The following is a 22,421-nucleotide window of genomic DNA, read 5'->3' on the forward strand; positions in this document are numbered from 1 at the left end:
CGGCCGACTGCGCGCTCACAGTTCCACCAGTCCCGCGCCTGCCGCGCCGACCACTCGCGGGGTGGGCGCTTCGAGTGGATGACCGATCGCGATGGCACCCAACGGCATCCAGTCCTCGTCGAGACCGAGGACCTCGCGCACGATCTCGGGCGCGAAGATGGTCGAGCCGATCCAGCAGCTGCCGAGGCCGTCGGCGGCCAACGCGACCAGCAGGCCCTGCACCGCCGCGCCGACGGCCACCGTGAACATCGTCTGCTCGGCGGCCTGGCGACGAGCGTCGGGATAGTCGTGGGCGCCGTCGGGCACGCAGAAGGGGATGATCACTTCCGGCGCGTCGAAAAGGATGCGGCCGCGCGCGATTCGACGCTGCACGTGTTCGGGGTCGAGCCCGTCGGCGGTGAGGTCGGCGCTCCACTTCTCGGCCATGGCCTCGAGCAACTGCGCCCGCAGGGTCGCGCTGCGCAGCCAGACGAAGCGCACCGGGCGGGTGTGGTGCGGTGCGGGCGCGGTGAGGCCGACCGCGACGGCGGCGCGGATCCGTTCCGGGTCGACGGGTTCGTCGGCGAACGCGCGCACCGAACGACGCAGCGGCACAGCTTCTTTGCGACCCTGCTCGAGCGCCTCGGCGGTGCCGAGCCAGAACAGGTCGTCGATGCCGCCGCGCAGCAGCGCCGCCGCGGTGGAACCGTCGTCGTCGGTGTCGAGCCCGCGCACCACCGCCACCGGGACACCGCCGAGCTTGCCCTTGACCAGATCGGCGGCCGCGGCGAGTTCATCGGCGATGGCCACCAGCGTGACGTGCAGTTCGTTGCCCTGTCCGTCGACGGCGCCGTCGTAGTCGTGCAGCACCCGCAAGCCGGCCGACCCGATCGCCGCGTCGATCTGCCCGTTGCGCCAGGCCCGGCCCATGGTGTCGGTGATGACGACGGCCACGTCGACGCCGAGCCGCTGAGCGAGCGCGGTGCGCAGGGCCTTGGCGCTGCCGTCGGGATCGATAGGCAGCAGCACCAATTCGCCCTCGGCCACATTGGAGCCGTCGACCCCGGAGGCGGCCTGCACGATGCCGAGCCGGTTCTCGGTGATGAGGGTGCGGCCCTTGCGCGCGAGCACCCGGACGGCTTCGTCGTCGACGAGTTTGCGACGCGCGGTGTCGCGCTCGTCGGGGTCGATCGGCGCGACGACGATGCGCCCCTCGGCCTTCGACACGATCTTGCTGGTGACCACGATGATGTCACCGTCGGCAAGCCAGGGCGCCTGTGCGGCAAGGTGTTCGGCGATGTCGTCACCAGGCCGGAATTCCGGCAGGCCGTTCACCGGCAGGATCCGCAGCTCGCCGGCGGCGTGGTCGGGCAGCGGGCGGGCCGCTTCCTGTGCGCTCATGCCTTCACTCCCGCCAATTCCAGTGCGGCGCGCGCCATTTCAGCGGTCGCCTCGGGGTCGCTCATCAACAGCGGCACGCTGCGCACCTCCACGCCGGGAACATTGGCGGAGTCGGTGGAGTGCACCAGCCACCCGTCGAGGATGCCGGTGGCCGAGCGGGCGCCGTAGTGGCGGCCGATCGCCTCCGCGGTGGATTCGACACCGATGGCCGCGAGGCACTCATCGGCCATGCCGCGCAACGGCTTTCCGTCGATCACCGGCGAGAGCCCGATCACCTTGGCTTCGCTGGTGCGCAGCGCACCCCGGATCCCGGGCACGGCGAGGATCGCGCCGATGCTCACCACGGGGTTCGACGGGGCCAGCAACACGGCGTCAGCGGTGCCTATGATTTCGGTCACATTCGGCGCCGGAGTGGCCTGCTCGGCGCCGATCGAGGCAAATCCGTGGGTCGGAAGGGCCGCGCGATACCGCACCCACCATTCCTGAAAGTGGATCGCGCGACGTTCGCCAGCATTGTCGGGATCGCTGACCACCACGTGGGTTTCGCAGCGATCGTCGGTAGCCGGGATCAGCCGCACGCCCGGTTGCCACCGATTGCACAGCGCCTCGGTGACCGCGGACAGCGGATATCCGGCGCGCAGCATTTCGCTGCGAATGAGATGGGTGGCGATATCGCGATCGCCGAGGCCGAACCAATCGGGCTGGGCGTTGTATTTCGCCAGCTCCTCTTTCGCGTGCCAGGTTTCGTCGGCGTGGCCCCAGCCACGCTCGGTATCGATGCCACCACCCAGGGTGTACATGCAGGTGTCGAGGTCGGGACAGATGCGAAGGCCATGCATCCAGACGTCGTCGCCGACGTTGACGATGGCGGAGATGTCGGCTTCGGGCAGCAGCTGCCGGACGCCTTGGAGGAACCGGGCACCGCCGACGCCGCCGACGAGAACGGCGATCTTGGGCTCGCGCACCGCGTGTTGTGCAGTCACAGGGTCACAGCCTAGTGATCGGCGGTTGCCGGTTGATTTCGCGCCGAATTCCAGTGAAGTTGCTGATCGTTAGCCACAGCACATAACAAGATCAACACGAAAGGCGGGTGCGGAGTGTAACGGAAGGGTGACGGCGGGTTGACCACCGGCAAGTGCGGCGTGTCTAATCACAGACATGTCATTCCGGTCACCGCGAGAGGGCATAGCGCGGGGGCGTTTGCGAGAAGGTTCCAGCTCGCTGAAAACGGACACGGCGCGAGGTCGTAGCGCAGCGGACGTTTGCGAGGGAGTTTTCCACTCGCCGGAAGGCAGGCTCGGGGAAGCCCGCGAGACTACGTCGCGGTGTTGGGCCGTCGGAGTTCTCATCGGACCGACGGAAAGAATCATTCTGCGCTAACACATAGTGAGGAGGCGGAACGATGACCGAAGATCTGGTCTCGCCGACCGATTCCACAGCAGGCGCAGCTCACGCTGTCTGCGCTGACATGAGCTGGCAGGAACCGGACGTGGTAAGCGAAGTCGCGGCTCCCCGGCTGAGTCTGGTCGTCACGGGCTTCGACGAAATGTTCGAGTCGATCGAGGAGCAGTGGCAGGAACGTGCCCTCTGCGCTCAGACCGACCCCGAGGCGTTCTTCCCCGAGAAGGGCGGCTCGACGCGTGAGGCCAAGCGAATCTGCTTGGGCTGTGAAGTACGTGACCAGTGCCTGGAATACGCACTGGCACATGATGAACGCTTCGGAATCTGGGGCGGTCTCTCGGAACGAGAGCGTCGCAGGCTGAAGCGCGGAATCGGTTAAGTGACTGTTCGAAAGTAGACTCTCTCCAGGCCTGGCCCGGAGCCACGCAGGCGCAGTACGTCGGTGTCTCCGGGCGAACGCCCTTGTTGATTTTCACGGTGCAGGCGAGAGAGGTGAAAGACCCATGGCACGTTCCCGGCGTCATTCTCCGGCACCCACCGCTCGTTCGGTGACCCGCCGCGGCCGCGGAGTCCGAGGCCCCATGCTTCCGCCGACGGTGCCCGCGTGGCGCACCAGGGGCCAGAAATTCGATCGGCTCGTACTCGAGGCCTTCGCCCCACTGGACACCCGCTGGCACGATCGACTCACCAAGCTCGATATCGCCGTCGACGATGTACCCAAAATCCGTCCGCTGCATCCTGATTCGGTCACCTGGCCCGACGAGGTCGTCGCCGACGGACCGGTGCCACTGTCGCGGCTCATCCCCGCGGGCGTCGACCGCCACGGTGCGGCCACCCGCGCCAGGGTGGTGTTGTTCCGCAAGCCGCTGGAATTACGAGCCGCCGATCCCGACGATCTGGTCGAGTTGCTGCGCGAGGTACTCGTCCAGCAGATCGCGACCTACCTCGGCGTAGACCCCGACCTAATAGATCCAGAGCCCGAATAGGCGTACCTCCGCCTTCGCTCCGGCCATGCGCAAGACCGACGAACGCTGCGCGACTGTGCCTATTTAGCGCGTGTCCGTATCCACTTTCGGTGCGCGGAGGGTTAATCTCGATGTCGTGATCCCTATGCGTCGTTGCTGCCGACCCGGCTGCAAGAACCCGGCTGTAGCGACGCTGACTTATGTGTACTCCGACTCGACCGCCGTCGTCGGACCCTTGGCCACCGTCGCCGAACCACACTCCTGGGATCTCTGCGAAACGCACGCCTGCCGCATCACCGCGCCCAAGGGCTGGGAACTGGTCCGCCACGAAGGCGGCTTCTCCTCGAGCACCCCGGACGACGACGACCTCACCGCCCTGGCCGAAGCGGTCCGCGAAGCCGGCCTGCGCCGCCGCCCCGCCGAGGCCGACCAGCCGGGCTACCGCGACAACGCCCCCTCGGCCCCCCGCACCGCACGCACCGGCCGCCGCGGCCACCTACGCGTTCTGCCAGATCCGTAACTAGCCCGGCCAGGATCCCGAAGAGTCGGTGGAGCCCGCTAGGGTAATCCATATGACGACCCTCGCGCGCTCTGGCGAACTCGTGAATGCCGTGATCAAGGCTTATGACGTCCGCGGGGTGGTGGGCGAACAGATCGACGAGGCGTTCGTCGGCGATGTGGGTGCATCCTTCGCTCGCCTGATGCGCGAAGAAGGCGCCACCCGCGTCGTGATCGGCCATGACATGCGCGATTCGTCCCCCGCGCTGTCCCAGGCTTTCGCCGCGGGCGTGCAGGCCAACGGCCTCGATGTGGTGCACATCGGCCTCGCCTCCACCGACCAGCTCTACTTCGCCTCCGGCAAGCTCGGCTGTCCCGGCGCCATGTTCACCGCCAGCCACAATCCGGCCGAGTACAACGGCATCAAGCTGTGCCGGGCGAACGCGCTGCCTGTCGGCCAGGACACCGGGCTGGCCACCATCGCCGCCGAGGTCATCGCGGGCGTGCCCGCCTACGACGGCACGCCGGGCACCGCGACCACGACCGATCTGCTCGCCGACTACGCGACCTACCTGCGCGAGCTGGTGAATCTCGACGAGATCCGCCCGCTCACCATCGCGGTCGACGCGGGCAACGGCATGGGCGGCCACACCGTGCCCGCCGTGCTCGGCACCCTCGCCCCCGTCACGATCGTGCCGCTGTACTTCGAGCTCGACGGCTCGTTCCCCAACCACGAGGCCAACCCGCTCGACCCGAAGAACCTCGTCGACCTGCAGGCGCTCGTCCGTTCCAGCGGCGCCGACATCGGCCTTGCCTTCGACGGCGATGCCGACCGCTGCTTCGTCGTCGACGAGCGCGGCGAGCCGGTCTCCCCCTCGGCGATCACGGCCATCGTGGCGCAGCGTGAGCTGGCCAAGGAGCCGGGCGCCACGGTGATCCACAACCTGATCACCTCGCGCGCGGTGCCCGAGCTCGTCGAGGAGCTCGGTGGCAAGCCGGTGCGCACCAGGGTCGGGCACTCGTTCATCAAGCAGGAGATGGCTTCGACCGGCGCGGTGTTCGGTGGCGAGCACTCGGCGCACTACTACTTCCGCGATTTCTGGGGTGCCGACTCGGGCATGCTGGCCGCGCTGCACGTGCTGGCCGCGCTCGGCGAGGGCCCGCGTCCGGTCTCGGATCTGATGGCCGCCTACGACGTGTACGCCGCCTCGGGCGAGATCAACTCCACCGTCGCCGACGCCGCCGACCGCACCGCCGCCGTGCTCGCCGCGTTCGCCGACCGCACCGAGTCGGTGGACCGGATGGACGGCGTCACGGTCGACCTGGGCGGCCATGCCTGGTTCAACCTGCGCGCCTCGAACACCGAACCGCTACTTCGACTCAATGTCGAGGCCGGATCGCAGGACGAAGTAAACGCACTCGTGACCGAGATCCTGAGCATCGTCCGCGCCTGACTGGGAAGATGAAACCAGTAGCAGTGGAATCACATGCCCGGTATTCGGCGACGGCAGATTACGAGCATTGCCGGTGCACGGCTGGAATAGTGGAGTCACAGACGACACAGCGCGATGAGGGGAGGTGGATTCGGCGATGATCGCTGGAACACCGGTATTCGACCTCGACGATGCCGAGTCGCTGGCGGCGGCCGACACCGGCGGCGCCCTGCGCTCGGCGGCCTCAGGCGGCGCCCAGGTGCGTGCCACGGCCGCCGCGGTCGCCGAAACCTCGCTCATCGAACGCCTCTCCGGCCTGCGCCCGCGCAGCCTGGTGCTGGTCGCGGGCTCGGGTCGCGCCGCGCGCGCGGCCGGGCTGCTGGTCGCCACGCTCGGTGACCGGGCGGGGCTGCCGATCGTGCCCGTCACCTCGCTGCCACCGTGGGTCGGCCCGCTGGACGTGGTCCTTGTAGCCGGCGACGACGCGGGCGATCCGCGGCTCATCGACGCCGTCGACCGTGCGCTGCGCCGCAGCGCCGAAGTGGTGATCGCCGCGCCCAACGAAGGTCCGTTGCGCGCGGTCGCCGCCGGTCGCGCGATCGTGCTCGAACCGCGGGTGCCCGTGCTCGACCACAATCGGCTGCTACGTTTCCTCGCCGTCGGGATCGCGGTGTTACGCGGTGTCGACGCCCAGCGCAGCGGCCCGGCCACTCCCGATCTCACCGCGCTGGCCGACATGCTCGACGCCGAGGCACTGCGCGACGGCCCGACCAACGAGGTCTTCCACAACCCGGCCAAGACGCTCGCCGCGCGCATGCACGGTGTGGGTATCGTCCTCGCGGGCGACTCGCCCGCCGCGGTCGAACTGGCCGGTCACGGCGCCGAGGTGCTGCTGCAATCGGCGGGCAAGCTGGCTTCGGCCGCCGATCTCGCCGACGCCGTCGCCGCGGTCGGCCGCCTGGCCGCGACCACCGGTGGCACCGCGCCCGGTTTCGACCCGCTGTTCCACGACGAGGAGCTCGACGGACCCGCCCCGGTCGACCGGGTGCGGGTGCTCGCCTTGAGCGTGCATCCCGATCAGGCCGCCGCCCGGCGCAAGCTCGCGGTCTTCGAAGGCGCGGGCGCGGGACTGGTCGACGCCGATCTGGTCCATGCCGATGTCGATGTGCTGCAATCCCAGCTCGCCGACCCGGGTGCCCCGATCGAACGAACCGCTGCCGAGTCCGCCGCAGGGGGCGGTCACGGCAGCGAACTCGAGCAGCTGGCCGTGCTCGCGCTGCGGCTGGACATGGCCGCGGCCTATCTTCGGCTGACCGGTGCGCGCGGTGTCGCCGCGCCCGAACCGGATCGATACGACGGGGGACGCTACTAGTGCAGGAACTCGTTGGTGCGCTGCGTTCCTACGCATGGGGGTCGCGCACCGCGCTCGCTCAGCTGTGCGGAAGGCCGGTGCCATCGGCCCATCCCGAAGCCGAACTCTGGTTCGGCGCGCACCCGGCCGATCCCGCGCACGTGAAGACCGACTCGGGCAAACGCTCACTGCTCGAGGTACTCACCGCCGACCCGGCGGGCGAATTGGGCGCGGTGGCCGACACTTTCGGCACCCGGCTGCCGTTCCTGCTGAAAATCCTCGCCGCCGAGGAACCGCTGTCGCTGCAGGCCCACCCGAGTTCGGCGCAGGCGCGCGCCGGATTCGAGCGGGAGAACCGCACCGGGGTCGCGCTGGATTCGCCGCTGCGCAACTACCGCGACGACAGCCACAAGCCCGAACTCGTTGTCGCACTGGAGCGTTTCGAGGCACTGGCCGGGTTCCGCGACCCGCATCGCACCGTCGAGTTGTTGCGCGCGCTCGACGTGCCCGGCCTCAATATCTACGCCGAACTGCTTGCCGCCCAGCCCGATTCGGCCGGTCTGCGGACCCTGTTCACCACCTGGATCACGCTGCCGCCCGCCGCGCTGTCGAAGCTGCTGCCCACGGTGCTGGAGGGCTGTGTGCAGTACCTGTCCGGCAAGGGCGCACGTGCGTTCACCGCCGAGGTGCGGACCGCGCTCGAACTGGCCGAGGTCTACCCCGGCGACGCGGGTGTCCTCGCCGCGCTCCTGCTCAATCGGCTCACGCTCGAACCGGGCCAGGCGCTGTTCCTCGCGGCCGGCAATCTGCACGCCTACCTGCGTGGGGTCGGCGTGGAGATCATGGCCAACTCCGACAACGTGTTGCGTGGCGGGCTCACCCCCAAACACGTCGACGTGCCCGAACTCCTGCGGGTGCTCGACTTCGAACCGATCGACCTGCCGGTGATCGAACCCGAACCCGGCGACGACGGCGGTATCCGATATCGCACGCCCGCACCGGAATTCGCACTGTGCCGTTTCGACCTCGCCGCCGAGGACGAGCCGGTCGTGCTCGCCGACGCCGGGCCTGGCATCGTGCTGTGCACCGCGGGCACGGTCGAGCTCTCCGAGAACGGACGCACCCTCGTCGTCGAACGTGGCGGCGCGGCCTGGATCTCCGCCGCCGACACCGACATCAAAGCGCGCGCGCTGCGCGGGCCCGCCCAGCTGTTCAGCGCCTGCGTCGGCGACGGCAACTGAGCTGCGCCCGAGGCGAAACCGCCGCCGTCGCCGCGGCACTGCGCGCGAGACAAATGACCGCATCGCGGCTGTGTCCTACTAGGCTGTGGCGAGTCGTGTTCAGTGAACAGAAGGGCGGGCCGGCATGTCGGCTGGTGGTGGCAAAAAGGCGATCGTCGCGGCGTTGGTGGCCAACGCGGGGATCGCGGTGGCGAAGTTCGTCGGCGCGTTCATCACGGGGTCGGCATCGATGATGGCCGAAGGCGTGCACTCGGTCGCCGACACCTCGAATCAGGGCCTGCTGCTGTTCGGGCAGAAGGCCGCCGCCAAGGACGCCGACGAGCTGCACCAGTTCGGGTACGGCCGTAACCGCTACTTCTACTCGTTCGTCGTGGCGCTGGTGCTGTTCACCCTCGGCTCGGTGTACGCGATCTACGAAGGCATCCACAAGATCCAGCACCCAGAGGAGCTGAGTCAGCCGATCGTCGCGGTCGTCATCCTCGTGATCGCGATCGGCCTGGAGACCTTCAGCTTCCTCACCGCCGTGCGCGAATCCCGGCCGCTCAAGGGCAATGCGAGCTGGTGGCGGTTCATCCGCAACTCGCGCAGCCCCGAGCTGCCGGTAGTGCTGCTCGAGGACACCGGCGCACTGATCGGTCTGATCCTCGCCCTCGGCGCGGTGGGGATGACCATGATCACCGACGACCCGATCTACGACGCCATCGGCACCCTGTCCATCGGCGTCCTGCTCGGCATCATCGCGATCGTGCTGATCGTGGAGATGAAGAGCCTGCTCATCGGTGAAGGCGCCACCCCCGAACAGGGTCGCGCCATCCACGAGAACCTGGTCGACGGCACCAAGATCACCTCGGTGATCCACCTCAAGACCCAGTACATCGGCCCGGAGGAAATGCTGGTCGCCGCCAAGGTCGCCATCGCGGCGGACCTCGACATCGCCGGAATCGCCGAAGCCATCGACGCGGCCGAAACCCGTGTCCGCGCCGCGGTCCCGACCGCCCGCCTGATCTACCTCGAGCCAGACCTCTACCGCACGCAGTAGTTCGGCAGCCTCCGTGTCGCTCGCCGACACGGGGCTGAGTCCGGGAGGGTGCGCGGGCGCCGGCGGTAGCCTCGGCGATATGGCCGAGCAAGGTGGAGACAGCAAGATCGCGATCATCGCCGCGCTCGGGGCGAACGCGGGCATCATGGTCGCGAAGTTCATCGGCGCGTTCATCACCGGTTCGTCGTCGATGCTGGCCGAGGCGGTGCACTCGGTGGCCGATACCGGCAACGAGGCGCTGCTGCTGGTCGGGCGCAATCGAGCCGAGCAGGCGCCGGACACACTGCACCCCTTCGGGTACTCGCGCAATCGGTACTTCTATTCGTTCGTCGTCGCGCTCGTGCTGTTCGTGATGGGCTCGCTGTTCGCGATCAACGAGGCGATCCACAAGATCCGGTTCCCGGAAGAGATCGAATCGCACTGGGTCGCGATCGGGATCCTCGGTGTGTCGTTGGTGTTGGAGAGCGGCAGCTTCCGCACGGCGCGCAGACAGTCGGCGCCGCTGAAGGGTAAGCAATCGTGGTGGCATTTCATCCGCCACACCCGCAATCCTGAACTGCCCGTGGTGCTGCTGGAGGACGCGGGCGCGATCATCGGCCTGCTGTTCGCCCTCATGGGCGTGAGTCTGTCGGTGCTCACCGGCAACGCGGTGTGGGACGGCATCGGCACACTACTCATCGGCATCCTGCTCGGTGTGAACGCCGTGATCCTGATCGTGGAGACCAAGAGTCTGCTGATCGGTGAGGGCGCGACGGCCAAGGACGACACCGCGATCCGGTCGGCGCTGCTGGCCGATCCGCGGGTCGAGCGCGTCATCCGGATGCAGACCCAGTACCTCGGGCCGCAGGACCTGCTGATCAACGCCGAGATCGCGCTGGACGCCGGCCTGGATATCACGCAGGTGTCCGAGGTGATCAAGGCCGCGGACCTCCGCATTCACGCCGCCGTGCCGAACGCGTGCACGATCTATCTCGAGCCCGATCTGTTCGAGCCCGGCAAGGTCCACGACACACCGATGAAGCCGAGCTGAGCGGCTACCGATAGGCCGGTGCCTCGCCGCGCAACAGGTCGAGCGGGTCGGTGACGATGCCGAAACGGTTGCGCAGCAGGTGTTGTGCCGCGTGCAGCCCCGGCATCCCGTGGACGCCGGGCCCCGGTGGGGTCGACGACGAGCACAGGTAGGTGCCCGGAATCGGGGTGGAGTAGGGGTTCCAGCGAGCGAGCGGCCGGAACAGGGTCTGGCGCGTGGACATCGCGCCCGCCGAGATGTCGCCACCGACGTAGTTGGCATTGTGCGCGGGCATGAACGCCGCCGGTCGCACGTGTTTCGCGAGGATCAGGTCGCGGAAGCCGGGCGCGAAGCGTTCGACCTGGTCGATCACCTGGTCGCTGATATCGCGATCGGTTCCGTTGGGAACGTGCGCATAGGTGTAGAACGTCTGCTGCCCCTCGGGCGCCCTGGTGGGGTCGACCACGCCGGGCTGAATGGCCAGGACGAACGGTCGATCGGCGAATCTTCCTGTGGCGACCTGATGTTCGGCGTGCATGGCCTGAGCCCTGGTGCCGACCAGGTGCAGGGTGCCCGCCAGGTCGGCGCCCGGCGCGGCCCACGGCACCGGACCCGACAGTGCGAAGTCGACCTTGCAGGCGGCGTTGCCGTACCGAAAACGCCCGAGGCTGTTGCGGTATCGCGACGGCAGCCGGTCACCGGCGATGCGAAGGAGTTCGGCGGGCGAGGTGTCGAACAGCACCGCGCGCGCGGTGGCGAGTTCGGCGAAATCGTCGACCCGGTGCCCGGTGAGCACCTCCCCACCGAGGCTTTCGATCTCGGCGATCATCGCGTTCGGGATGGCCTGACTGCCACCGCGGGGAATCACCCAGCCGCCCGCGTGCGCGAGGGTGCCGAGCAGCAGGGAGGCGCCCACCGCGGGGAAGGCGCGCGGTGAGGTGATCGCGTGGGCGGCCACACCGCTGAACATCGCGGGCGCGACGTCACCGCTGAACCGGTTGTCGGACAACGGGGATGCCTGTTCGAGCAGCCTGGCCGCGAACTTGATGCCCGTGCCGACGCGCAGCGGTGGGTGCCGCAGATCCGACATGGCCAGCTCGACCACCTCGGGCCAGTGCTCGACCAGCGGCGCGAACAGGTCTCGCCACGCCCGGCCGTCGCGCCCGAGGTCGGTGACCGTGGATTCGAGGTTGCGCCAAGCCAATCCGGCGATCCCACCATCGAGGGGGTGTGCGTAGGAAACGGTCGGGGCGAGCAGTTCGACGCCGTGCGCCTCGAGATCGAAGGCGCGAAAGAAGGGTGACGCCAACGCCATCGGATGCGCACCGGCACAGATGTCGTGATGGAATCCGGGCAGGGTCAGCTCGGCGGTGCGCGATCCGCCGCCTGCTTGCTCCTGCGCCTCGAGGACCCGCACCGACAGCCCGGCGCGAGCGGCGATCACCGCCGCGGCCAGACCGTTCGGCCCCGACCCGACCACTACTACTTCGGCCATTTGCCATCCCTTCCCGCGCATGCCTACGTGCTCCAACCTACGCGGAGCCGGTCCGCGGTATGTCTCTACCAAGGGCGGGGCCCGCCCTGATCTTGCGCGCCAGCGCTCAATCCTGAACAGCCCCGTCGACCAGCAAGGCGATGCGCCGTTCGCGGAGTTCGGGGCGCAGCCGCGCGCTGCGCTCGAGGGTCGCGAGGCCGTGCAGGGAAGCCCAGGCGACTTCGGTGCGGGCGCCGAGGTCGTCACCTTCGGCGTACGGGGTGAACATCGCTTCCAGACCGGCGAAGGCGTCGCGCAGGGGTTGCGGCGCGTCGAGGCCGAACTCGAGGTCGGTCTTCTGCTCGAAGATGGCGTCGTAGCGGGCCGGGTTGTCGGTGGCGAAGTCGAGGTAGGCGCGGGCGACATTGGCGACCACCTCGGCATGAGTGGTCGCCGCCTCCCTGGCCACCTTCAGTTTCTCGGCGAACTCGACACAGCCCTGCAGGGCAACGGCGCCGACGATCGCCGCCTTGTTCGCGAAGTGGCTGTAGAGCACGGGCTGGCTGTATTCGATGCGGTCGGCCAGTTTTCGGATGGTGACCGCGTCCCAGCCGTCCGCTTCGGCCATCTCACGTGCGGCGTCGATGATCCGCTGATGCCGTTCGGCGCGGTCGCGTTCCTTGCGCTGTTGTGTACTCATGCTTGAAATTCTAGCAGCGCTAGACAAGATAGCGGGAGGTGGGTTATGGTTCTCTCAACACCTAGCGCCGCTAGATTTCAGAGCACAGTGAAGATTCAGGAGCACATCATGACCACCTCGCGCATCGCTACCGCCCTCTCCCTGCTCGGCGGGCTGTTCATCATCTACGTCGGCATCAACTACCTGATCGCCCCGGAGGCGACTGCCGCGGGCTTCGGCCTGCCCGCCGTGCCCGAGGGCGACGCGGTGGCGTTCCTGAACCTCAAGGGCGTCCGTGACATCGTCAGCGGCTTGGTGATCCTCTCCCTGCTCGCCACCAAGCAGCGCTTCGCGCTCGGCGTCGTCATGCTGGCCACCTCGCTCACCCCGTTCGGCGACATGACCACCGTCCTGAGCTGGCAGGGCTCCACGGCTACCGCGCTCGGTGTCCACGGCTTCACCGCGGTGCTGGTCGCGCTGGCCGGTGTGCTGCTGATCCGGGAGCGCCGCGTGAGCTCGACCGAGCGCCCACTCGTCGCGGCATGAGCCACCGCCGATGAATTCCCTGCCGCCACGGCTGAGGATCTGAAGTCACCGAAAGGCCCCGCGATGTCTCATCGCGGGGCCTTTCGGCTATCTCAGTGCACGTCGACCACCTGTGCCGGAACAGGTTTCGTGATGTCGACGGGCGCATCGACCTCGTGGTCGTCGACCATCGTCTCCTCGTCGAAGGGCAATTCCCGGTCGAGTACGCGGCGGGTCCGGTCGGCGTCGACGGTCTTGGTCCAGGTTCCGATGAGCAGCGTGGCCACCGCGTTGCCCGAGAAGTTGGTCAGCGCACGGGCTTCGGACATGAAGCGGTCGATACCGACGATCAGGCCGACACCGTCGAGCAGATCGGGGCGATGACTCTGCAGTCCGCCGGCGAGGGTGGCGAGTCCGGCGCCGGTGACGCCGGCGGCACCCTTGGACGCGATGATCATGAACAGCAGCAGGCCGATCTGTTCGCCGAGTGCGAGCGGCTTGCCCATGGCGTCGGCGATGAAGATCGAGGCCATCGTCAGGTAGATGGCGGTGCCGTCGAGATTGAACGAATACCCGGTCGGCACGACAACACCCACGGTGGTGCGCTCCACACCCGCGTGTTCCATCTTCGCGATCAGTCGCGGCAGCGCCGACTCCGACGAGGAGGTCGCCACGATCAGCAGGTACTCACGCGACAGATACCGGCACAGCTTCAGGATCGAGACACCCGAGACCATCCGCAGGATCACGCCGAGCACACCGAACACGAACACCAGACACGTCAGATAGAACGCGATCATCAACGTCGCCAGCTGCACCACCGCCGACCAGCCGGTGCGGCCGACCACATTCGCGATCGCGCCGAACGCGCCGATCGGCGCCAGCCACAGGATCATCGACAGGATCCGGAACACCAGCTTCTGGCCCAGCGAGACCGCGCGCAGGATCGGCGCGCCCGCATCACCCATCGCCTGCACGGCGAACCCGACCAGCAGCGCGACGAACAATGCCTGCAGCACGCTGCCCGCGGTCAGCGATGACACGAGCGTGGTCGGCACGATGTTCTCGATGAAGTCCCACGTGCCGCCCGCACTGTGCGCCTGATCGGCGTATTTCGCGCCCGCCCCCGAGGTACCGACGTCGAGTCCCTCGCCCGGATCGATGAGGTTGCCGACGACGAGCCCGATGCCGAGCGCGATCGTCGACATCGCTAGGAAATAGCCGATGGCCAGGCCACCGACCTTGCCGACGGTGGCGGCCGCGCGCACCGAACCGATGCCCAGGACGATCGTGCAGAAGATGACAGGTGCGATCATCATCTTGATCAGGTTCACGAACACGGTGCCGAGCGGCGCCAGCGACTGACCGAATTCCGGGGCCACCCGGCCGACAACGACGCCGGCCACGACCGCGACGATCACCGCGATGTACAGCCAATGGGTATGGTCGCGTTTCCGCGCTGCGGTGGTATCACTCATGCCGACGAGCATGAGGAACTATTGTGACGGCCGTCACTTTGGTCCATAAGTTTCATATCTGCGCATAACGTTCGAGAAATCCAGGTCGGAGGCAAGAGGTGCGACGAGGACGACTGTCGCTCGCGGGACAGGCCTTCGTATGGCAGCTGGTGGTGCTGGGGCTGCTGATCGCCGTCGGCACCATCCTGGCCGTGTTCGATGCCAGGCGCGACCACGACGTGGCCGCGGAAATGCAGGTCAGGGATGTCGCGGTGACGGTGTCGCGGTCGCCGTCGACCCTGGCCGCGGTGAACTCGCCCTACCCGAGCGGGCTGCTGCAGCCGACCACCGAGCGGATCAGAGCGGCCACCGGCATGGACTTCATCGTCGTGATGGCACCCGATCGCACGCGCTACACCCACACCAACCCCGACCTGATCGGCAAGCCGTTCGTCGGCAGCATCGACGGTGCGCTGGCAGGCCAGACCCTCACCGAGACCTTCACCGGCACCCTCGGCCCCTCGATCCGCGCGGTCACCCCGGTCTACGACAACGGCCGGGTGGTGGCGCTGGTCTCGGCCGGTGTCACCCGAGCCAAGATCAGCACCCAGGTGGCCTCCCAGCTGCCGCTGATCCTCGGGGTGGCCGCGGTGGGTCTCGCGCTGGCCGCGCTGTCGTCGTTCCTGATCAGCCGCAGGTTGCGGCGCCAGACCCACGGCCTCGCCCCCGACGAGCTGCGCGCGCTCTACGAACACCACGACGCGGTCCTGCACTCCGTGCACGAGGGCTTGGTGGTGTTCGGCGCCCAGGCCGAGGCCGCTGAGGTGGTCAACGATCAGGCGCGCACCCTGCTCGACCTGCCCGACGGGCCCGTGCACCGCAGTGACCTGCCCATTTCGCTGCAGCAGATGAGCGGGGGCGTGGTGCGCGACGAGACGCACGTGACCACCGACCGCATTCTGCTGGTCAACCAGGACCTGGTCAGCTGGGAGGGCCGCGAGATCGGCACCGTGCTCACCATCCGCGATCAGACCGAACTGCGCGCGGTGCTCGGCGAGCTCGACTCGGTGCGCAGCTTCGCCGAATCGCTGCGCGCCCAGGCGCACGAGGCCGCCAACCGGCTGCACACCGTGGTCACCATGGTCGAACTGGGCCGCCCCGACGAAGCGGTGGCCTTCGCGACCGCGGAGCTGCAGCTCTCGCAGGTGCTGATCGACCGATTGCTGGCCGCCGTCGGCGACGCGGCGCTGGCCGCGCTGCTGCTCGGCAAGGTCGACCAGGCCGCCGAGCGCGGGGTGAGCCTGGCCATCAGCGAGGACACCGCGCTGGACTCCACCGATCCACTGTCCGCGCACGAGACCGTGACCCTGGCAGGCAACCTGATCGACAACGCGATCGACGCGGCGGCGGGCACCGTCGACAAGCGCGTCGAGGTGTCGGTGTGTCATCGTGACGGCGCGTTGTGGGTCCAGGTGTCCGACAGTGGACCCGGTATGTCGGCGCAGATGTTCTCGCGTGCCGCCGAACGCGGCTACACCACGAAATCCGACCACGCGGGCCTCGGCCTCGCTCTGGTGCACCGCCTCGTCGACCGACATCGCGGCACCATCACCACCACGGCCGCACCACACAGCGCGGTCATCGTTCGCATTCCGCTGAGGGAGACACCTTGATCCGGGTTCTGATCGTCGAGGACGAGCCGTTGATCGCCCAGGCCCACCGGGCCTATCTCGAACGGCTCGACGGTTTCGTCACCGGTGGCGTCGTGCACACCGGACGCGATGCGCTGCGGGTGGCGGCCGAGGCGATCGCCGACGGCAATCCGTTCCATCTGGTGCTGATGGATATCGGGCTGCCCGATATCAGCGGGCTCGATGTGGCCGCCGCGCTCAACGGGCTGCAACCACGCCCCGATGTCATCGCGATCACCTCCGCGCGCGAGCTGAACATGGTGCGCAGTGCGGTGGCGCACGGTGTGGTTCTGTATCTGCTCAAGCCGTTCACCTTCGCCGCGTTCCGCGAAAAGCTCGAACGCTACCGCGGTTTCGACACCGCGCTGCCCGCGGGCGAGGCGGCCCTTTCGCAGTACGACATCGACCGCGCGCTCGGTGCGCTGCGCACCGCCGACCAGCGCGCCGGTGCGCCGAAAGGCGTTGTGCAGCACACCCTGGAGGAGGTGTCGCGCGCGGTTCGCTCGGCCGAATCCGGGATCACGGCCACCGATGCCGCTGCGGCCGTTGGTGTTTCGCGGATCACGGCATGGCGGTATCTCGAGAAGCTCGCCGACGACGGACTGGCCGAGCGCCGAGCCGATTACGGCCGCGCCGGTCGCCCGAAGACCCGCTACCGCTGGCGCGCGAGCACCTGACTAGGCCGGACGTGCGGCGCCCGCCAGATCGTCGGGCGCCGAGGTGCGCGCGACCGGTCCGAGATCGACCGGCATGTGCTCGAACCCGTGCAGCGTGAACAGCTTTCGGCGGACCGGCTCGCCGCGCAAGCGCAGATTCGGGTAGCGGGTATAGAGCGCGCGCAGGGCGTGTACCGCTTCCATTCTGGCCAAGCTCGCACCGAGGCAGGAGTGCACACCGCTGCTGAATGCCAGGTGATCCTTGGCATTGCCGCGGTCGATGTCGAAGCGGTGCGGGTCAGGGAAGACCGCCGGGTCGCGGTTGGCTCCGGCCAGCGACAGAATGACCGTGCTGTCCGCACGCACCCGCACACCATCGATGTCGACATCCTCGAGCGTCTGGCGTGCGGTGGTCTGGACGGGTGGATCGAACCGCAGGGTCTCCTCCACCACGTCGGGCCAGCGTTCGGGGTCGTCCTGGGCGAGGGCGAGCTGGTCGGGATGGGCCGACAGCGCGGCGACCGCATTGCCGATCAGATTGACCGTCGTCTCGAATCCAGCGCCCATCAGCAGACTCGCGCCCGCCTGCAGTTCCGGCAGACTCAGATCGCCCGAGCTGACCAAGGTGGACAGGATGTCCTCACCCGGTGCGCGACGCAGCGTGGCGATGTGGTCGGCCAGGTAGTCGTCCATCGTCTCGGTCGCGGCCATCGCCGCCCGATACGACCGCCACGAGGTGCCGAGGTCGAGCAATGGCGTCATCTTGTCGCCCCACCGGAGAAACATCTCGTGGTCCGCGGGCGGGAAGCCGAGCATGTCGGCGATGATCGCGATCGGCACCCTGGCCGCGAAATCGGTGATCAGATCGACCGAGCCGTCCGCGGGCATCGCCGCGAGCAGTTCGGCGGTGACCACCTCCACCCGCTCGCGCAGCCTGGCGATGGCGCGCGGGGTGAATGCCGAGGCCACCGGCTTGCGCATCCGGGTGTGCTCAGGCGGGTCGAGGACCAGCATCGACGGCGGCTCGACCGGGTTCGGTGGCACCGTGACCCGCGCGGCGAGCTTGCGCCACGGTGCGGGCAGATCGGCGTTGAGGGCCGGTCGTACGCCGAATCTGGGATCGCGCAGGATCGCTCGAACCTGCGCGTGATCGAACGTGGCGAAGGACACCGGCGTCTTGATCAATCCGCCGCGACCGCGCAGTTCATCGATCAGCGGATAGGGATCGTGCAAGCCCTGCTGACCGCTGAGCAACGTCGCGAACGGATCACCGCGACGCACCTGCCACCGAAGGATCGCCCGCGGCGCTCCGTGCTCCGCCGACCATCGAACCCAGTACTGCGCAATCATCGCCACCCCTGCCACTCTGCCGAAGTCTTGCTTCCACAGTACGGACGGGATGTGACACGCGACACGTCCCCGAGGCGGACCCGAACCTATACCTGGGTAGGAGCTAGCGCCGGACGGTCACCTTCTCGGTGACGACCCGATGGTCGACACCGGCCGGATCGGGATTGACGACCTGCACCAGCGAAGCCCCGGCGAACAACACCGCGACGAACCCGTCGATCAGTTCCTCCACCGTGTCCCACGGTGTACTCGACAGCACCCGATCACCGGCGGAGAACCCTTGCAGCGCGGCGGACTTCCGAGACATGGTCAGCACTTCGTTCACCGAGAGGCCGTCGATCGCGGCCCGGAATCCACCGGGCAGGAACTGATCACCGTGCACGCGCACCGCGGTCGCGAAATCGGTGACCCCGACCGGCAGATCACGCACCGGTGTCCCCATCGCGTCCAGCGAGAGCACCGCCACCTCGCCGACACCGTCGGCGTCGTCGAGCCGGTCGGGCGTGACCAGCGCGAGGTCGGCATCGGGATCGGGCGTGAGCACCACTTCGGTTCCCGCCCACCAGCATCCCAGCAGCACCGCGGCGGTCTGCCAGTGCGCGGGCAACAGCACCGCGACCCTGGCGCCGGGGGTGAGCGCGAATTCGTCGCGGATCAGGTTCGCGGTCTTGGCGGCCCAGTTGGCCAATGTCAGCCCGGACAGTTCGATCCGGGCGCCGGTGGCGTCGTCGTACCAGGTGACGCGTGGTCCGGCGGGATCGCGTTCGAGAATCGGGTCGAGGAGGGCGTCGGTCAGCGTCGAATTCGGCTCACGCATGGGTCAATTCACACATTTCGGTCCGTTCTGGCCTGCGTCGATCGGCGGGGCGGGCGGTATCGGTGTCGCGGTCGCCGAGGATGTCGCGTCGAGATCGAACATGCCTGCCGCGGCCGAGCCCGGACCAGAATAGTCGCTCGCCAGGACCACGCTCACTGTATCCGCCGACACTGTCGCATCGGCGACCACCGTCAGGCCACCGAGCGCCTCGGCGACCGCCGCCGCCTTCGGGTCGGCGGCATCGGCGGCCAGCACGCGACTCGAGCTGACGCTGCCGCCGGTGTAGTTGCCGATCGTGCCTTCCCGGAATCCCTTGCCGGTCAGAGCCGCCGACACCTTGCCCGCGAGTCCGGTGGCGCCACCCGCGTTGAGCACGCTCACCGTCACCGTCGAGGTGTCGATCTTCGGCGCGGCCTCGTCTTCGGTCTCCTCCTCCCCCACCAGGCCTGCGACGAAACTCTGCACCGTCTTCGGGTCGACCTTGACCACCGACTCCCCCGCCGAGGTCATGCTGTTGAGATCGGAGACGGGGATGGTCTCGAATTCCACCTTGCCGCCGGACAGATCCTTGAGCTGCTGCAGAAAGGCCAGTACGTCCCAGTCCTCGTCGAGCACGACGGTGCGCCCGACCGCCTCGCTGATCTCGCTGAGCTTGCCCGGATTGGCGAGGGTCTTGGCATTGAGCAGCTGGCCCACCAGCTGCGCCATGAACACCTGCTGACGCACGATCCGGTCGATGTCACCGCGTTCGAGATCATGGCGCTGACGCACGAAGCTCAGTGCCTCCTGACCGTCCAGACGCTGGCGGCCCGCCGGAAAGTCCGCGCCCGACATCGGTTCGTCCACCGCCTGATTCAGGCACACCTCGACCCCGCCGACCGAGTCGGTGAGCAGCACGAAGCCGAGCAGGCTCACCTCGGCGTAGTGGTCGACGGTGATGCCGGTCAGGTTGGCCACCGCTTTGATGAGGGCCTGCCTGCCCGCTTTGGTCGACGCCTTTTCGGCGTCGGCTTCGGATTTGCCCTCGGCGAGCAGCTCCGCGCGTTCGGTCTCCTTGGTCGAGCCGTAGGCGGAGTTGATCTTGGCTTTGCCCTGACCGCCGCCGACATCGACGTAGGAATCGCGCGGGATGGAGATCGCGGTGGCCGAGCGGCCGTCGTTGGGGACCCGGATCAGCACGATGGTGTCGGTATTGGTGCCCACCTCGTCGCCCGCGTGCAGCATGGCGCGTTCGGCTTTGGTGAGCGGGTTGCCGTGCGCGTCGGTGCGGCTGTCGACACCGACGAGCAGGATGTCGACGGCGCCGTCGCGGCCACCGCCGAGGCCGAGGCCACCGATCCGGTCGATATTGGCGATCAGGTTGTCGACACTGCGCCAGGCGAATCCGGTCAGTGCCAGGACAAGCACCGCCGAGATCGCCACCATCAGTTTCGCTGGACCGAAGGTGCCCGCAGGCGCGCTGACCGGTCTAGTCGACTCTCGCACTCGTGCATCCTCTCGACGATCTCCGCGCCCGGTCAGCTCTTCCCCCCGGCAAACACCACCTTGTCGTCAGCCCGGGCTCGTCCGCGGACACCGGCCATCACAGGCTAACCAACAGTTACCACACTCGGGCCCAACCGCAGGTGCTCCGGCGTGCCAGACTGGCCGCGTGAACGCCGATTTCCCCGCCCCCGCTCAGCTGATCGTAACCGGCGCACGTGGTCTGCTGGGGCGACAGATCCTGCGCCTGGCACCGGATGCGCGTGGCTTCGGGCGGGCCGACCTCGACATCACCGACCGCGGCGCCGTCGACGCCGTCCTCACACCGGGCGCCGTGGTGATCAACTGCGCGGCCTACACCGCGGTGGACGCCGCCGAAACCGACGTCGAGGCAGCCTTCGCCGCCAATGCGACCGGACCGGCCGTGCTCGCGGCCGCCTGCGCCGCGGCGGGCGCGCGGCTGATCCACGTGTCCACCGACTATGTCTTCCCCGGGACCGCGACGACGCCGTACGAACCCGGCGACCCGACCGGACCGGCCACGGTCTACGGGCAGTCCAAGCTCGCCGGTGAGCGGGCCGTGCTCGAACTGGGCGCACACGTCGTGCGCACCGCGTGGGTGTACGCCGGTGTCGAGGGGGATTTCGTCGCGACGATGCGCAGGCTGGAAGCCGAACGCGACACCGTCACCGTGGTGAACGACCAGCTCGGCTCCCCGACCAGCGCCGCCGACCTCGCAGCCGCGCTCCTGGAATTGAGCACCCGCCCCGACGCACCCCGTGTGCTGCACGCCACCAATTCCGGCACCGCCACCTGGTTCGACCTCGCCGCAGCGATTTTCACCGACCTCGGCGCCGACCCGAACCGGGTACTGCCGTGCGCCTCCAGTGAATTCCCCAGACCCGCACCGCGCCCGGCGTATTCGGTGCTGTCCCCCGCGGCCTGGAACGCGGCAGGCCTCACCCCGCTTCGCTCCTGGCGTATCGCACTCACCGACGCACTGCGCCGGTTGTCCGACTAGGCTCCGCAGTCGTGAACGCAGCAGACGCAGCCGATTCTCCAGCCCCCGCCGGCCTTGCCGTGGTCACGGTGACTTATTCACCGGGTGAGCACCTCGAGCACTTCATCACCACCCTTGCCGACGCGACCAGCGAGAAGCCGCAGGTGATCCTGGCCGACAACGGCTCGACCGACGGCGTCCCCGAACTCGTCGCCGAGGCCAACTCGCACGTGACGCTGCTGCACACCGGCGGCAATATCGGCTACGGCGGTGCCATCAACCGGGCCGTCGCCGAGATCGATCCGTCGATCGAATTCGTGATCCTGGCCAATCCGGACATCCGCTGGGGCGTCGATTCCATCGACAAGATGCTCGAGGCGGCGAAGCGCTGGCCGCGCGCGGGCGCTTTCGGTCCGATGGTCCGTGAGCCCGACGGCAGCATCTACCCCTCCGCACGCCGCGTCCCCGGCCTCGCCGACGGTGCCGGGCACGCGATCCTCGGCTCGGTCTGGCCGAAGAACCCCTGGTCGGTGCGCTACCGCCAGGAGAACGAGGAGATCTCCGAGCGGGTGGTCGGCTGGCTGTCCGGCTCGTGCCTGCTGGTGCGCCGCGCCGCGTTCGACACCATCGACGGTTTCGACTCGCGCTACTTCATGTACATGGAGGACGTGGACTTCGGTGACCGCATGGGCAAGGCGGGCTGGCACAATGTATTCGTCCCGGACGCCGAGGTGACCCATGCCAAGGGCCACGCCGCGGGCAAGCATCCGGAATTGATGCTGCCCGCCCACCACGCCAGCGCCTACCGCTTCCAGGCGGACCGGCATCCGCACTGGTGGCAGGCACCGTTGCGGGGCGCGTTGCGGGCCGGACTTGCGGTTCGCTCCAAGATTGCGGTTCGATCGGCGCTGCGTGAGCAAGCGCGAACCGGAGCCTGAGTAGGCACCGGTCCACTGTGAACAGGGGAAACTCG

At 68.2% G+C, this 22,421-nt stretch carries 21 protein-coding genes; 13 read left to right on the plus strand and 8 right to left on the minus strand.

Going from position 1 to position 22,421, the window contains the following annotated elements; translation table 11 throughout:
* Positions 1–15: 15 nt before the first annotated feature.
* Positions 16–1,380: a coenzyme F420-0:L-glutamate ligase gene (locus ACFWPK_RS17420; RefSeq protein WP_378916816.1), complete on the minus strand. Its 1,365-nt coding sequence runs from the start codon at positions 1,378–1,380 to the stop codon at positions 16–18.
* The gene (cofD, locus tag ACFWPK_RS17425) at positions 1,377–2,345 is read right to left on the minus strand and encodes a 2-phospho-L-lactate transferase (protein ID WP_378917011.1); all 969 of its coding nucleotides are present in this window, start codon (positions 2,343–2,345) and stop codon (positions 1,377–1,379) included. Before cofD ends, ACFWPK_RS17420 begins: the two co-directional genes overlap by 4 nt.
* 581 nt (positions 2,346–2,926) lie before the next feature.
* On the opposite strand from cofD, the gene ACFWPK_RS17430 reads away from it, so the two are divergent.
* The 8 genes from ACFWPK_RS17430 (at position 2,927) to ACFWPK_RS17465 (ending at position 10,338) form a co-directional block, all read left to right on the plus strand.
* Complete coding sequence (locus ACFWPK_RS17430; protein ID WP_133733920.1) at positions 2,927–3,160, plus strand: WhiB family transcriptional regulator; 234 nt, start codon at positions 2,927–2,929, stop codon at positions 3,158–3,160.
* 124 nt (positions 3,161–3,284) lie between these two features.
* Positions 3,285–3,767 (plus strand): metallopeptidase family protein, encoded by a 483-nt coding sequence (locus tag ACFWPK_RS17435; protein WP_194826429.1) that lies wholly within the window; start codon positions 3,285–3,287, stop codon positions 3,765–3,767.
* A gap of 124 nt (positions 3,768–3,891) precedes the next feature.
* Positions 3,892–4,266: a DUF3499 domain-containing protein gene (locus ACFWPK_RS17440; protein WP_378917013.1), complete on the plus strand. Its 375-nt coding sequence runs from the start codon at positions 3,892–3,894 to the stop codon at positions 4,264–4,266.
* Positions 4,267–4,318: 52 nt separating this feature from the next.
* Positions 4,319–5,698 (plus strand): phosphomannomutase/phosphoglucomutase, encoded by a 1,380-nt coding sequence (locus tag ACFWPK_RS17445; RefSeq protein WP_378916818.1) that lies wholly within the window; start codon positions 4,319–4,321, stop codon positions 5,696–5,698.
* Positions 5,699–5,834: 136 nt separating this feature from the next.
* Complete coding sequence (locus tag ACFWPK_RS17450) at positions 5,835–7,049, plus strand: tobH protein (protein ID WP_378916820.1); 1,215 nt, start codon at positions 5,835–5,837, stop codon at positions 7,047–7,049.
* Positions 7,049–8,269 carry a mannose-6-phosphate isomerase, class I gene (gene manA / locus ACFWPK_RS17455; RefSeq protein ID WP_378916822.1) on the plus strand — a complete coding sequence of 407 codons (1,221 nt, stop codon included), beginning with the start codon at positions 7,049–7,051 and terminating at the stop codon, positions 8,267–8,269. The genes ACFWPK_RS17450 and manA overlap by 1 nt, the downstream gene beginning before the upstream one ends.
* Before the next feature lie 124 nt (positions 8,270–8,393).
* Positions 8,394–9,308 (plus strand): cation diffusion facilitator family transporter, encoded by a 915-nt coding sequence (locus ACFWPK_RS17460; RefSeq protein WP_378916824.1) that lies wholly within the window; start codon positions 8,394–8,396, stop codon positions 9,306–9,308.
* A gap of 79 nt (positions 9,309–9,387) precedes the next feature.
* Entirely contained in the window at positions 9,388–10,338 is a 951-nt protein-coding gene (locus tag ACFWPK_RS17465; RefSeq protein ID WP_378916827.1) for a cation diffusion facilitator family transporter, read from the plus strand.
* Between the two features lie 4 nt (positions 10,339–10,342).
* On the opposite strand, the gene ACFWPK_RS17470 is transcribed toward ACFWPK_RS17465, so the two are convergent.
* Together ACFWPK_RS17470 and ACFWPK_RS17475 are read right to left on the minus strand one after the other, a co-directional pair.
* The gene (locus ACFWPK_RS17470; RefSeq protein WP_378916829.1) at positions 10,343–11,812 is read right to left on the minus strand and encodes a phytoene desaturase family protein; all 1,470 of its coding nucleotides are present in this window, start codon (positions 11,810–11,812) and stop codon (positions 10,343–10,345) included.
* A gap of 106 nt (positions 11,813–11,918) precedes the next feature.
* The gene (locus ACFWPK_RS17475; protein ID WP_378916832.1) at positions 11,919–12,491 is read right to left on the minus strand and encodes a TetR/AcrR family transcriptional regulator; all 573 of its coding nucleotides are present in this window, start codon (positions 12,489–12,491) and stop codon (positions 11,919–11,921) included.
* Between the two features lie 108 nt (positions 12,492–12,599).
* On the opposite strand from ACFWPK_RS17475, the gene ACFWPK_RS17480 reads away from it, so the two are divergent.
* Complete coding sequence (locus tag ACFWPK_RS17480; protein WP_378916835.1) at positions 12,600–13,016, plus strand: DUF4267 domain-containing protein; 417 nt, start codon at positions 12,600–12,602, stop codon at positions 13,014–13,016.
* A 92-nt stretch (positions 13,017–13,108) separates the two neighbouring features.
* Here the strand turns inward: ACFWPK_RS17480 and ACFWPK_RS17485 are convergent, their stop codons facing one another.
* Complete coding sequence (locus ACFWPK_RS17485) at positions 13,109–14,473, minus strand: cation:dicarboxylate symporter family transporter (protein WP_378916837.1); 1,365 nt, start codon at positions 14,471–14,473, stop codon at positions 13,109–13,111.
* 98 nt (positions 14,474–14,571) lie between these two features.
* Between ACFWPK_RS17485 and ACFWPK_RS17490 the strand changes: the two genes are divergently transcribed.
* Together ACFWPK_RS17490 and ACFWPK_RS17495 are read left to right on the plus strand one after the other, a co-directional pair.
* Positions 14,572–16,125 carry an ATP-binding protein gene (locus ACFWPK_RS17490; protein ID WP_378916839.1) on the plus strand — a complete coding sequence of 518 codons (1,554 nt, stop codon included), beginning with the start codon at positions 14,572–14,574 and terminating at the stop codon, positions 16,123–16,125.
* Complete coding sequence (locus ACFWPK_RS17495) at positions 16,122–16,820, plus strand: response regulator (protein ID WP_378916842.1); 699 nt, start codon at positions 16,122–16,124, stop codon at positions 16,818–16,820. The genes ACFWPK_RS17490 and ACFWPK_RS17495 overlap by 4 nt, the downstream gene beginning before the upstream one ends.
* Here the strand turns inward: ACFWPK_RS17495 and ACFWPK_RS17500 are convergent, their stop codons facing one another.
* The 3 genes from ACFWPK_RS17500 to ACFWPK_RS17510 form a co-directional block, all read right to left on the minus strand.
* Positions 16,821–18,149: a cytochrome P450 gene (locus tag ACFWPK_RS17500; RefSeq protein ID WP_378917015.1), complete on the minus strand. Its 1,329-nt coding sequence runs from the start codon at positions 18,147–18,149 to the stop codon at positions 16,821–16,823.
* Between the two features lie 103 nt (positions 18,150–18,252).
* The gene (locus tag ACFWPK_RS17505; RefSeq protein WP_378916844.1) at positions 18,253–18,966 is read right to left on the minus strand and encodes a TIGR03089 family protein; all 714 of its coding nucleotides are present in this window, start codon (positions 18,964–18,966) and stop codon (positions 18,253–18,255) included.
* Positions 18,967–18,969: 3 nt separating this feature from the next.
* On the minus strand, positions 18,970–20,391 hold the full coding sequence (locus ACFWPK_RS17510; RefSeq protein ID WP_378917017.1) for an LCP family protein: 1,422 nt from the start codon (positions 20,389–20,391) through the stop codon (positions 18,970–18,972).
* Between the two features lie 226 nt (positions 20,392–20,617).
* On the opposite strand from ACFWPK_RS17510, the gene rfbD reads away from it, so the two are divergent.
* Together rfbD and ACFWPK_RS17520 are read left to right on the plus strand one after the other, a co-directional pair.
* Positions 20,618–21,469, plus strand: coding sequence for a dTDP-4-dehydrorhamnose reductase (gene rfbD / locus ACFWPK_RS17515; RefSeq protein ID WP_378916846.1), 852 nt, complete (start codon positions 20,618–20,620; stop codon positions 21,467–21,469).
* Positions 21,470–21,480: 11 nt separating this feature from the next.
* Positions 21,481–22,386: a glycosyltransferase family 2 protein gene (locus ACFWPK_RS17520; RefSeq protein WP_378916848.1), complete on the plus strand. Its 906-nt coding sequence runs from the start codon at positions 21,481–21,483 to the stop codon at positions 22,384–22,386.
* The last annotated feature ends 35 nt before the right edge of the window (positions 22,387–22,421 follow it).

Source organism: Nocardia sp. NPDC058519 (genome assembly GCF_042719755.1).
Lineage (GTDB): Bacteria > Actinomycetota > Actinomycetes > Mycobacteriales > Mycobacteriaceae > Nocardia.